Source organism: Pseudomonas sp. LAMO17WK12:I10, from assembly GCF_900215185.1.
Classification (GTDB): domain Bacteria; phylum Pseudomonadota; class Gammaproteobacteria; order Pseudomonadales; family Pseudomonadaceae; genus Aquipseudomonas; species Aquipseudomonas chlororaphis.
This window is the reverse complement of record NZ_OBDX01000001.1, coordinates 269699-281635: the sequence shown is the minus strand read 5'-3', so window position 1 is coordinate 281635 and position 11937 is coordinate 269699. Positions and strand designations below refer to the sequence as shown.

Sequence of the window (11937 nt, the reverse complement as noted above, 5' to 3'; positions counted from 1 at the left end):
GCCCCGATGCCAGGCCGTTTAGATCGATTCGGTGTGAGGCTTTTAACCAAAAGTACCTAGCAGCGGCGCCTGTCCCGACGGTTGCCAGGGCGCGGACAAGGCGGTTATTAATGCTTGCACCTAAAAAGAGCCGACACGCCTTTTCGCCCGCAAAGGAATACGCGCCGATGACCGTGCAATCCCCGCCCTCGCCCCTGCACCCGGCCAGCACCGCGGCCAGCAGCCCCGGCACGGCGTTCCGCGAGCCCGCCGCCGATGGCTTTATCCTGGGCGGTTTCACCTGGCGCCATGCCGAACCGGACCCCGCGCGTGCGGTGGTGATCATCAATGCCGCCACCTCCGTGCGTTGTCGGCACTATTCGCGGTTCGCCGATTATCTGTTCAGCCATGGCTTCGACGTCATCACCTATGACTACCGCGGCATCGGCGAGTCGCGGCCGGCCTCGATGCGCAAGCTGAAGGCGTCCTGGTCGGACTGGGGCAGCCTGGACTTCGAAGCCATGCTGCAACGCGCGCAGCGGGAATTCCCCGGCCAGCCCATCGACGTGGTCGGGCACAGCTTCGGCGGCTGCGCGGCGGGGCTGGGCGCATCCGGGCAGTTGATCCGCCGCGTGGTGACAGTGGGCGCGCAGTTCGCCTACTGGCGCGATTACGCCCCGGAAAGCCGCTGGCGCATGCTGGGCAAATGGCATGTCGTGATGCCGCTGCTGACGGCGATTTACGGCTACTTCCCCGGCAAGCGCCTGGGCTGGCTGGAGGACACCCCCGCCGGCGTGGTGCGCGACTGGGCCACGCCCACCGCGCACTATCAACGGCGGCCCAGCGGGCGCCACCTGGCGCACCGGGATCCGGCGCTGCCCTTCGCCCGGGTCAAGGCGCAGCTGCTGGCCATCAGCATCAGCGACGACCCTTACGGCACCGTGCCGGCCATCGAGCGCCTGCTGGGCTACTTCACCGCCAGCCAGTGCAGCCATTGGCGCATCGAACCTGCGGACATCGGCGAGCAGGAAGTCGGGCACTTCGCGTTTTTCCGCAGCCATTACCAGGACCGCCTGTGGCCGATCGCCCTGGCCTGGCTGCAACACGCCACATTGCCCAGCGACACCCCGGGACGCCTGATCAGCGGTAGCCGTTGAGCGTGCCAGGCAGCGCATTTACTGGCATCCTCTGCCGCCTGAAAGCCAGGCCGGACACTGTATCCATCCCTGGCCCCCTCTTTGCGCAAAAGGTACGACGCCCATGGCATCTGCGAACAAGCAACACAAAAGAGCCCAGCGGGCGAAAACCAAGGCCAAGCAGAACCGCACCCAGCGCAACGCCGCGCCAGTGGAACTGGACCCGAACGACGACCGCATCGACTTCGAATCGGTGGACCTGACCGAGCTGTTCAAGAAGATGATCGACGCCGAGAAGATCAGCCAGCAGGCGATGTGCGCGGCGTTCCTGGAAGACCCGCTGCTGGAGATCGTCTACGAGCAGGAAGGCGAGGAAGGCGCCATGGACTTCATCCTCGCCGCCCTGATCGAGTACCGCCAGTGGTCCACCGAGACCGACGAGGCCGGCGCCCTGGCCTGGATCGAAAGCCCGGAATTCCAGGCCGCCTACCTGGCTGCTTCGGAAGCGCTGATGCAGAAATAAGCTTCAACACGATCTGCAGGAGCGAGGCTTGCCCGCGAAAGCATCGGTACAGGCCATAAAAAAGGCCGCTGTCAGCACTGACAGCGGCCTTTTTCGTTACCGGGAAAAACTCAGGCGCGGCTCAATACACCGGCCGCTTGCTTCTCCAGCTTGCGCCGACGCGCAACCAGCAGGCCCGCCGCGATCACGACGATGCTCAGCAGGCCGGTGGCGACGATCTCCATGCGGTGCCCTTCCTGGAACAGCATGATGGTCAGCACCCCGACGATGAACACGATCACCGCGTAGGTCAGGCCCGGGAACAGCCACATGCGGAAGGCGATCTTCTCGCCGGCCGCTGTGCGTTTCTGGCGCATGCGCAGCTGCGATACCGCGATCACCAGGTACACCAGCAAGGCGATGGCGCCGGAACTGGCCAACAGGAATTCGAACACCGCGGCGGGTGCCACGTAGTTGGCGAATACCGCGAGGAAGGCGGCCGCGGTGGACAGGATCACCGCCCAGTAAGGCGTGCCGCTAGTGTTGGTGCGCTTGGCCGCGGCCGGGGCATCGCCACGCTTGCCCAGGGAGAACAGCATGCGCGAGGCAGTGTAGAGCGCCGAGTTCAGGCAGCTGGTCACCGCCACCAGCACCACCAGATCGACGATCAGCTTGGCGTTGGGGATGCCCATGCGGTCGAGCACGGTCTGGTAGGAACCGACCTGGGCCAGGCTCGGGTCATTCCATGGCACCAGGGCCACGACGATGAAGATCGATACCAGGTAGAACAGGCCGATCCGCCAGATCACCGAGTTGGTGGCCTTGCTGATCTGCTGGCCCGGGTTCTTCGATTCGGCGGCGGCGATGGTGACGATCTCGGTGCCCATGAACGAGAACATGGTGGTCAGCATCGCGGCGAGTACCGCGCCCATGCCGTTGGGCAAAAAGCCCTGGGTATCGAACAGGTGCGAAACTCCGCTGACATTGCTGGTCGGCAGCAGGCCGAAGATCGCCAGCAGGCCGAGCACCACGAAGCCGATGATCGCCACGACCTTGATCAGGGCGAACCAGAACTCGAACTCACCGTAGTTCTTCACGCTGAACAGGTTGGTCGCGGTCAACAGCAAGGTGATGACCAGGGTAAAGGCCCAGATCGCTATATCAGGGAACCAGGCATGCAGGATGGTCGCGGCGGCGTTGGCCTCCAGCGGAATCACCAGCACCCAGAACCACCAGTACAGCCAGCCGATGGTGAAACCGGCCCAGTGGCCGATGGCGCGGTCGGCATAAGTCGAGAAGGAGCCCGTGTCCGGCGAGGCGACGGCCATTTCGGCCAGCATGCGCATCACCAGCACCACCAGGGTGCCCGCGGCCGCATAGGCCAGCAGCACGGCAGGGCCGGCTTCGGCGATCGCGTGGCCGGAACCGACGAACAGCCCGGCGCCGATTACCCCGGCGATCGACAGCATGGTGACATGCCGCGGTTTGAGCCCCTGTTCGAGGTCATTGGAGGTCTGCGTACTGCTCATTGAAACTACCTTTGCGAAGAAAGCGAAAGCGTCCACCCGGCCTGGATATTCTTTCTCGTAAAAAGAATCCAACAGGGCGTTCTTTATTTCTTACGCAAGATTTGCGCCAAAATGTTACAGCCTCCCGGCGGGCGCGGGCTGCAAAGGTGACCGACGGATGAGCGCAAGTCCTTGAGATTAATGGCCTTGCGCCAGAACGTTACCGCACCACCCATTTGTAGAACGAAGCAGCGCACCAGAAACACACACAAAAAGTGTGCGACGCACAAATAGAGGGCGGATACGCAACCTTTGGCCGTTTTACCCTTCCAACACCTGGCCAAAGCTGGCACCATCGCGCCTTTTTTTACGCGACACCCGCTGGGAACAGGGTTCAAACGGGCGTTCGGTTGTTGACGGGGCGACAGTCTGCTGTGCCGATGCGACAACCTGTCACACGCCGTCTGCTTACACCCTGAAGCGCTGTTGGCTGTCATTCGAACGCTATGCTAGGTTGGCGCCTCGCCAGAAAAGCCGCTACCAGCAGGAGCGCAATGAACTCATGAGGACCGCACATGGCTGAGGCCACGCCCGCGCTTGAAATCCGCAACTTGCACAAACGGTACGGCTCGCTGGAGGTACTCAAGGGTGTCTCGCTGACCGCGCGCGACGGCGATGTGATCTCGATCCTGGGTTCCTCCGGTTCCGGCAAGTCCACCTTCCTGCGTTGCATCAACCTCCTGGAAAACCCGCACCAGGGCCAGATCCTGGTGGCCGGCGAAGAACTCAAGCTCAAGGCCGCCAAGAACGGCGAACTGGTTGCCGCCGACGGCAAGCAGATCAATCGCCTGCGCAGCGAAATCGGCTTCGTGTTCCAGAACTTCAACCTTTGGCCGCACATGAGCGTGCTCGACAACATCATCGAGGCGCCGCGCCGGGTGCTCGGCCAGAGCAAGGCCGAAGCCATCGAAGTGGCCGAAGCGCTGCTGGCCAAGGTCGGCATCGCCGACAAGCGCCACGCCTACCCGGCCCAGCTCTCCGGCGGCCAGCAGCAACGCGCCGCCATCGCCCGCACCCTGGCGATGCAGCCCAAAGTCATCCTGTTCGACGAGCCGACCTCGGCACTGGACCCGGAAATGGTCCAGGAAGTGCTCAACGTGATCCGCGCCCTGGCCGAAGAAGGCCGGACCATGCTGCTGGTCACCCACGAAATGGGCTTTGCCCGTCAGGTCTCCAGTGAAGTGGTGTTCCTGCACCAGGGCCTGGTGGAAGAGCAAGGATCGCCACAGCAGGTGTTCGAGAACCCGCTTTCGGCACGCTGCAAACAATTCATGTCCAGCAACCGCTAACGGAGCAACACGCATGCAGAGCTATAAGAAATTCCTCCTGGCCGCTGCCGCCACTCTGGTGTTCTCGGCCAATGCGATGGCCGCCGACAAACTGAAGATGGGCATCGAAGCGGCCTACCCGCCGTTCAACAACAAGGATGCCAGCGGCCAGGTCGTCGGTTTCGACAAAGACATCGGCGACGCCCTGTGCGCCAAGATGAAAGTCGAGTGCGAAGTGGTCACCTCCGACTGGGACGGCATCATCCCGGCCCTGAACGCGAAGAAGTTCGACTTCCTGATCTCCTCGATGTCGATCACCGACGAGCGCAAGCAGGCGGTGGACTTCACCGACCCGTACTACTCCAACAAGCTGCAGTTTATCGCGCCTAAAGACAAGACCGACTTCAAGACCGACAAGGCTTCCCTCAAGGGCAAGATCATCGGTGCGCAGCGCGCCACCCTGGCCGGCACCTGGCTGGAAGACAACCTGGGCGACGACATCACCATCAAGCTCTACGACACCCAGGAAAACGCCTTCCTCGACCTGACGTCCGGCCGCCTGGACGCGATCCTGGCCGACAAGTACGTCAACTACGAGTGGCTCAAAAGCGAAGCGGGCAAGCCTTACGAGTTCAAGGGCGACCCGGTTGAAGAAAGCGACAAGATCGGCATCGCCGTGCGCAAGAACGATCCGATCCGCGAGAAGCTCAACGCCGCCCTGAAGGAAATCGTGGCCGACGGCACCTACAAGAAGATCAACGACAAGTACTTCCCGTTCAGCATCTACTGATACTGACTGGCCTGCCCGGCGCCCTTCCCCGAGGGCGCCGGTCCTTAGCAAAGCCTGCCGCGACTTGAATAACCATCCATGAATATCGATCTCTACGGATTCGGCCCGGCGCTCGCCGCTGGCGCGCTGATGACCGTCAAGCTGGCTCTTTCGGCACTGTGCCTGGGGCTGGTGCTCGGCCTGCTCGGCGCCTTGGCCAAGACTTCCCCGTACAAGCCGCTGCAATGGCTTGGCGGCACCTATTCGACCCTGGTGCGCGGCGTTCCCGAACTGCTCTGGGTGCTGCTGATCTACTTCGGCACCGTCAACCTGATGCGCGCCCTGGGTGAGTTCTTCGGCAACCCGGAACTGGAACTCAATGCCTTCGCCGCCGGGGTCATCGCCCTCGGCCTGTGCTTCGGCGCCTATGCCACCGAAGTGTTCCGTGGCGCGATCCTCGCCATTCCCAAGGGCCATCGTGAGGCCGGCGTGGCTCTGGGCCTGTCGAAATGGCGGATCTTCACCAGGCTGATCATGCCGCAGATGTGGCGCATCGCCCTGCCGGGCCTGGGCAACCTGTTCATGATCCTGATGAAGGACACCGCGCTGGTGTCGGTGATCGGCCTGGAAGAAATCATGCGTCACTCGCAGATCGCCGTGACCGTGTCCAAGCAACCTTTCACCTTCTATATGGTGGCGGCCTTCATGTACCTGGGCCTGACCGTGCTGGCCATGACCGGCATGCACTTCCTGGAAAAACGCGCCGCTCGCGGCTTCGCGAGGAGCGCCCAATGAACTGGGAAGTGATCATCAAGTGGCTGCCCAAGCTGGCCCAGGGCGCCACGCTGACCCTGGAGCTGGTGGCCATCGCGGTCATCGCCGGCCTGCTGCTGGCCATTCCGCTGGGCATCGCCCGCTCGTCGCGCCTGTGGTACGTGCGCGCCCTGCCCTATGCCTACATTTTCTTCTTCCGCGGCACGCCGCTTCTGGTGCAACTGTTCCTGGTCTACTACGGCCTGGCGCAGTTCGACGCAGTGCGTAACAGCGCAATGTGGCCGTACCTGCGCGATCCGTTCTGGTGCGCCACCGCCACCATGACCCTGCACACCGCGGCCTATATCGCCGAGATCCTGCGCGGGGCGATCCAGGCCATCCCGCCGGGCGAGATCGAAGCGGCGCGGGCGCTGGGCATGTCCAAGCCCAAGGCGCTGTTCTACATCATCCTGCCCCGGGCGGCGCGCATCGGCCTGCCGGCCTACAGCAACGAAGTGATCCTGATGCTCAAGGCCAGCGCCCTGGCCAGCACCGTGACCCTGCTGGAACTGACTGGCATGGCCCGCACCATCATTGCCCGCACCTACCTGCCGGTGGAGATTTTCTTCGCCGCCGGGGTGTTCTACCTGCTGATGTCCTATGTGCTGGTGCAAGGCTTCAAGCTGCTGGAACGCTGGCTGCGCGTCGAGCAGTGCCAAGGCCGCTGAACCGTTCGCTCCTACCGGCGCCCCGCTAACCTGTAGGAGCGAGCCTTGCTCGCGATCGCCATCCCCAGACACCGCCGAGCCCAGCATGCCCTCCATCCTCCAAGGCCCCGAACTCCTCAGCCGCTTCCAGGCCCTGGACCGCTTCCTGCTGGACCATCAACCGCTCTGGCGCCCACGCCCCTTCACCGAGCCGCAGCTGCCCTGGGAAGCCCGACACCGCGAACTCGCCCAGTGGCTGCGCCAGCGCAGCCTGGACGATGCCGAGGCGAGCCATAACCACCCAGAACGGCTCGATGCTCCCGCACCCTTCCCCGATCTGGCGCGGACCGCCGCCGCGCTCGGCGCCGTGGCCGAGTTGCCGATGCACGAGGTGCCAGCCGCCCGCCAGCGCCTCAACGTCGATGTGCCCGGGCGCAAATGGCAGCAGATCGAAGCCTTCGCCGCCTGCCTGGAGTTCACCCGGGCACCCGGCCACTGGCTGGACTGGTGCTCGGGCAAGGGCCATCTCGGCCGTCGACTGCTGCAACCCGGGCAACGGCTGACCTGCCTGGAATACGACCCGGCGCTGGTCGCCAGCGGCCGGCAGTTGAGCGAACACCATCGGCTAGCGGCCAGCCACCTGCAGCAGGACGTACTCGCCGTCGACGCCGCTGCCCGACTGAGCGCCGAACACACCCCGGTGGCCCTGCACGCCTGTGGCGACCTGCATGTACGCCTGATGCAACTGGCCAGCGAACGCGGCTGCCGCCAGCTGGCTATCGCGCCCTGCTGCTATAACCGCATCAGCCATGCCGAGTACCAGCCGCTCTCCGGCCCGGCCAAGGGCTCGGCGCTGCAACTGTCCCTCGACGACCTGGGCCTGCCCCTGAGCGAGACCGTCACCGCCGGCGCCCGGGTGCGCCGCCAACGCGACAGCTCCATGGCCCGCCGCCTGGCCTTCGACCTGCTGCAACGCCGGCTGCGCGGGGTCGACGAATACCTGCCCAGCCCGTCGCTGCCCGCCAGTTGGCTGGACAAACCCTTCGCCGACTACTGCCGCGACCTGGCGGCCCTCAAGGACTTACCCACAGTCGGTTCGCAGGACTGGCCGGCGCTGGAAGCCGCCGGCTGGCAGCGCCTGGCCCAGGTCCGCAACCTGGAGCTGCTGCGCGGCCTGTTTCGCCGGCCCTTGGAGCTGTGGCTGGTGCTCGATCGCGGGCTGTTTTTGCAGGAACAGGGTTACCGCGTGCAACTGGGCCTGTTCTGCCCGGCACCACTCACCCCACGCAACCTGATGCTGCTGGCGGAACGTGGATAAGTTGGATCCATCATCCTATCCAGCCTGTGGATAACTCTGTTGATGAAATCCCGCCAAAGCCGCTGAAAGCGCCTGCTACAGCCTCAATACAGAGCTGGTCATTTTTTGTTCATAAAAATAAATCAGCGAAAAAACAGCCAGTTGCGGCGAGTTGAGAACGGATCCACAAAATCAGCGAAAACAGCCACGCGACAGCCATCGATTGTGCATAAGCGTCAATGCCAAAGGACATAACAGCCGAAAACCGGCACCACAGGCGCGGCAAATTGCGCCGGTCGGCGACGCTTGTTATACAGACGCAGGCGCTCGCGGGCGCCCAGAACCTTTGTGATTGACGGGAAAAGACAGTGACGTTCATTTCTTATGCACAAAATTTCGAAGACATCCGCCTGTGGCGCGCGCTCAAACACGTTGAAAACGGCTTCTACATCGACGTCGGCGCCAACCACCCCACTGCCGACTCGGTGACCCGCGCCTTCTACGATCGCGGCTGGCGCGGCATCAACGTCGAACCGGTGCCGAGCTATTACCACGCCCTGTGCCAGGAGCGGCCCAGGGACACCAACCTGCAATGCGCCGCCGGCGACAATGCCGAGGCCCTGACCTTCTACGGCATCGCCGACACCGGCCTGTCCACCCTCGACCCCGCCATCGCCCAGCAGCACAAGGACGCCGGCATGCCGGTGCAGACCCAGATCGTCAGCTCACGCACCCTGAGCGACATCTGCGAGGCCCACGTCGGCGGCCCCATCCACTTCCTCAAGATCGACGTCGAAGGCCACGAAGAAACCGTGCTGCGCAGCATGGACTTCAACCGCTGGCGGCCGTGGATCCTGCTGATCGAAACCCCGTGGAACCGCGACCAGGCCTGGGAAACCCTGGTCACCGGCGCGGGCTACCACCCGGTGGTGTTCGACGGCATCAACACCTTCTACCTGGCCGAAGAACACCTGAACCTCAAGGGCGCCTTCGACATCCCGCCGTGCAACCTCGACGAATTCCAGTTCAACCCCGGCCACCGCTTCGTCGCCCCCGCCACCGACCTGGAACAGGCCCTGATCGCCGAACGCCAACGCGCCGACCGCGCCGAAGCTGCACTCCACGCCCTGCGCAACAGCCGCTCGTGGCGCGCCCTCGAAAAACTCAAGAAAGTGCTGGTCCGCGGCTAGGGCCCGGCACAAAGCAAAAATAGTCAGATTTCAGGGGTTTACAGAACCCCGCCAATCGCTATAATCGTCGCCCACACGCCGGTATAGCTCAGTTGGTAGAGCAACTGACTTGTAATCAGTAGGTCCCGGGTTCGACTCCTGGTGCCGGCACCATACAAGGTTCCAGAGAAGGCTTTCAAAATCTCTGGAACCCCCGAAAAACCCGCCTTCTGGCGGGTTTTTTCGTTTTGGGGTTCTGCAAAAGCGATGATCCTGTCGCTGAATCGAGCTGTTCTGTGCTGTCAATAACGCGACTTTGGCAAAAGTTTTACGCTAGTGTTTCCCTGCGGGCAAAGACGGTTTTCCCGTGCATTGCCTTTAAAAACAGGTGCGAACGCTTATGACGAATGCCACGCCATCCATCAAACTCAGCACTCTTCGGCAAATAGCCCCCTACCTGAGCATGCGTGGGGTGTCGCCGCTGGAGTTCTTTCGGCGTTACGGCATTTCCCCTCATGTTTTTCAAAACCCTGATGCCTGGGTACCGCGAGCGGCCTGTTTTCATATAGCCAACGAAATGGCGGCTATCGCACAGGACCCCTTCGGCGGTGCCTGTGTGGGGCATCTGATCGAAGTACGTTCGCTCGGTGCCTGGGGCGAGTTGATATTGGGCTCGACCAACCTCGCTCAGGCTTGCGCAACGGCGGCGATCTATACCGACTTGCTGCATCAAGGAGGAGAAGTAGAAATCGTCACCGAAGGCCGTACGACGAAACTGATCCACCAATTTACCGGACAGCACGGGGCTGATCCGAAGCAAGTCATTCTCGGCACGCTTGCGCTGCTTAGAAAAGTACCTCTCATGTCCGGTGAGCCTGGCGCCATACGCGTGCATCTGCAAAACCCGAGGGAAAGAGGCGATGAGGCGCTTGAAGAATACCTGGGGCCGAATCTCGAAATGAACGCGCAGTACAACATGATCGAATTCGACCGTGAGCTGCTCGACACGCCCCTGCAACCTGTTCGGGATGACGCCTGGAAAGTCACCGAAGCCTTGAGGTCGACAGCGCAAGCAGCAGGCGTACTTATGGAGCGGATATCGGATCAGGATCAATCCAAACTTACCGCTATCTCAAGAAACATCGGACTGTCTTCTCGAACGCTGCAGCGTCGTCTCAAGTATTGCGGCATCGATTTCGAAGATCTACGCGACGAGACGCGTCGCAGCGAGGCACTTCAACTCATTGCCAGCGGTAAATACACCGCGACCGAAATTGCCTACATGGTGGGTTACAGCGATCAAGCGCACTTTACTCGAGCCTTCAAACGCTGGACCGGGAACTCACCGTCGCGCTACCGCTCGGCCTTGAAACATGATTATTAAAATTCAAGACAGCGTCTTCGCCTGACCACTTGCTCCCTCTCCCACCCGCCCCTTCGGCCCACTTCGGGCTAAGCCTTCCAATAGCCTCGAACTACCGGGATAGGGCTTGCCGTCCTGATCTGAGCAGCCATTTCTGTACGAGCGCCGCCGGCAAGCTGATCGGTAAGTAATGGCTTGGCCTTTTGGCATCAAATGGCAAGTTTCCATCGAGGCGTTCTTATACAGTTTTAAAAGGTAATGCCAACCCCAGCAAGCGCTGCAGCAAGCGATCCATGTACAAGAAAAGCCTGAAGCCGGGGAAGGGAATCACTTCTTATAAGATCAAGAGGTTTAAATGTCCTACTCATCCACGGCCTGCATCGTCGCCCTGACGCTGGCAACTTTTGCGAGTGCAAACGCGCAGTCATCCCCTGCCGCGGCGACGCTGGTGGGTGTCGATAATTTTGTCCGTGCCGAGTCCGACCTGTACATGGGCAAAACGGTGACGAGTGGAGGCTTTGGTCAGTTTGTTCATAACCGTGAACCGGTTCCTATCGACGCTCAGAATGTCGTCCGAATGAATCGGGACACCCTCTACTCATCAGCGGTGTTCGATCTCGATGCCGGTCCAGTCACGATCACATTGCCTGAGGCCGGTGAGCGGTTCATGTCGATGCAAATGGTCAACGAAGATCACTACGTACCCGCCGTCATTTACGGTGCCGGTCGCCATACGCTGACGAAAGAGGATATCGGCACACGCTATGTGTTTGTCGCTGTGCGCATTTTCTTCGATCCCACGGATCGCGCAGACCTTGAGCAGGTGCATGAGTTGCAGGACGCAATCCAGGTCAGCCAGGCCAAGCCAGGGGAATTCGTAGTACCGAAGTGGGATCAGGCGAGCCAGAAAAAGATGCGTGATGCCCTGGCTGTCCTGGGTTCGACAATCCCCAACTACAACCAGTCCTTTGGCCCTAAAGGTAGCGTCGATCCGATCCAGCACCTGATCGGAACCGCGACGGGGTGGGGCGGAAATCCGAGCAAGGACGCCATCTACCTCGGCGGTGTGATGCCGCAGAACGATGGGAAAACCGTTTACCGTCTCAAAGTTGGACAGGTTCCGGTCCGCAGTTTCTGGTCTGTGAGTGTTTACAACGCAGAGGGATACTTTCAGAAAAACCCATATGACACCTACTCGCTGAATAACCTCACCGCCAAGAAAAGCGATGATGGCTCGATTGTCATTCAGTTCGGTGGTTGTGACGCAAAGATCACTAATTGCCTGCCCGTTATGCCTGGTTGGAACTATACGGTCAGGCTTTATCAGCCGAGCAACGAAATACTAAATGGCCAATGGCGTTTCCCACAGCCGCAGCCCGTCGTTCTATAAGTTCAATCATTCAAATAACGACTGGTTATTTAGATC

11 protein-coding genes and 1 tRNA gene are annotated in these 11937 nt (G+C 61.5%); 11 read left to right on the top strand and 1 reads right to left on the bottom strand.

Annotated elements, in window-relative coordinates; all coding sequences use genetic code 11:
* Positions 1-167: 167 nt before the first annotated feature.
* The gene (locus CRO75_RS01160; RefSeq protein WP_097134200.1) at positions 168-1136 is read left to right on the top strand and encodes an alpha/beta fold hydrolase; all 969 of its coding nucleotides are present in this window, start codon (positions 168-170) and stop codon (positions 1134-1136) included.
* Positions 1137-1239: 103 nt separating this feature from the next.
* Positions 1240-1638: a hypothetical protein gene (locus tag CRO75_RS01155; RefSeq protein WP_062823953.1), complete on the top strand. Its 399-nt coding sequence runs from the start codon at positions 1240-1242 to the stop codon at positions 1636-1638.
* Positions 1639-1748: 110 nt separating this feature from the next.
* On the opposite strand, the gene gabP is transcribed toward CRO75_RS01155, so the two are convergent.
* Complete coding sequence (gabP, locus tag CRO75_RS01150; RefSeq protein ID WP_097134199.1) at positions 1749-3146, bottom strand: GABA permease; 1398 nt, start codon at positions 3144-3146, stop codon at positions 1749-1751.
* A 554-nt stretch (positions 3147-3700) separates the two neighbouring features.
* Between gabP and CRO75_RS01145 the strand changes: the two genes are divergently transcribed.
* The 9 genes from CRO75_RS01145 (at position 3701) to CRO75_RS01105 (ending at position 11901) form a co-directional block, all read left to right on the top strand.
* Complete coding sequence (locus tag CRO75_RS01145; RefSeq protein ID WP_007922616.1) at positions 3701-4474, top strand: ABC transporter ATP-binding protein; 774 nt, start codon at positions 3701-3703, stop codon at positions 4472-4474.
* A gap of 13 nt (positions 4475-4487) precedes the next feature.
* A complete protein-coding gene (locus CRO75_RS01140; protein ID WP_062823955.1) occupies positions 4488-5243 on the top strand; it encodes an ABC transporter substrate-binding protein in 756 nt (251 codons plus the stop codon).
* A gap of 78 nt (positions 5244-5321) precedes the next feature.
* On the top strand, positions 5322-6017 hold the full coding sequence (locus CRO75_RS01135) for an ABC transporter permease (RefSeq protein WP_007922609.1): 696 nt from the start codon (positions 5322-5324) through the stop codon (positions 6015-6017).
* Positions 6014-6703: an ABC transporter permease gene (locus tag CRO75_RS01130; protein WP_007922607.1), complete on the top strand. Its 690-nt coding sequence runs from the start codon at positions 6014-6016 to the stop codon at positions 6701-6703. The genes CRO75_RS01135 and CRO75_RS01130 overlap by 4 nt, the downstream gene beginning before the upstream one ends.
* An 85-nt stretch (positions 6704-6788) precedes the next feature.
* Complete coding sequence (locus CRO75_RS01125; protein WP_097134198.1) at positions 6789-8000, top strand: methyltransferase; 1212 nt, start codon at positions 6789-6791, stop codon at positions 7998-8000.
* 347 nt (positions 8001-8347) lie between these two features.
* Positions 8348-9169, top strand: a complete 822-nt coding sequence (locus tag CRO75_RS01120; RefSeq protein WP_097134197.1) for an FkbM family methyltransferase — start codon at positions 8348-8350, stop codon at positions 9167-9169.
* Positions 9170-9246: 77 nt separating this feature from the next.
* Positions 9247-9322, top strand: a tRNA-Thr gene (locus CRO75_RS01115).
* A 226-nt stretch (positions 9323-9548) separates the two neighbouring features.
* Entirely contained in the window at positions 9549-10532 is a 984-nt protein-coding gene (locus tag CRO75_RS01110; RefSeq protein WP_062823960.1) for an AraC family transcriptional regulator, read from the top strand.
* A 334-nt stretch (positions 10533-10866) separates the two neighbouring features.
* Entirely contained in the window at positions 10867-11901 is a 1035-nt protein-coding gene (locus tag CRO75_RS01105; protein ID WP_085533441.1) for a DUF1254 domain-containing protein, read from the top strand.
* Positions 11902-11937 lie beyond the last annotated feature (36 nt).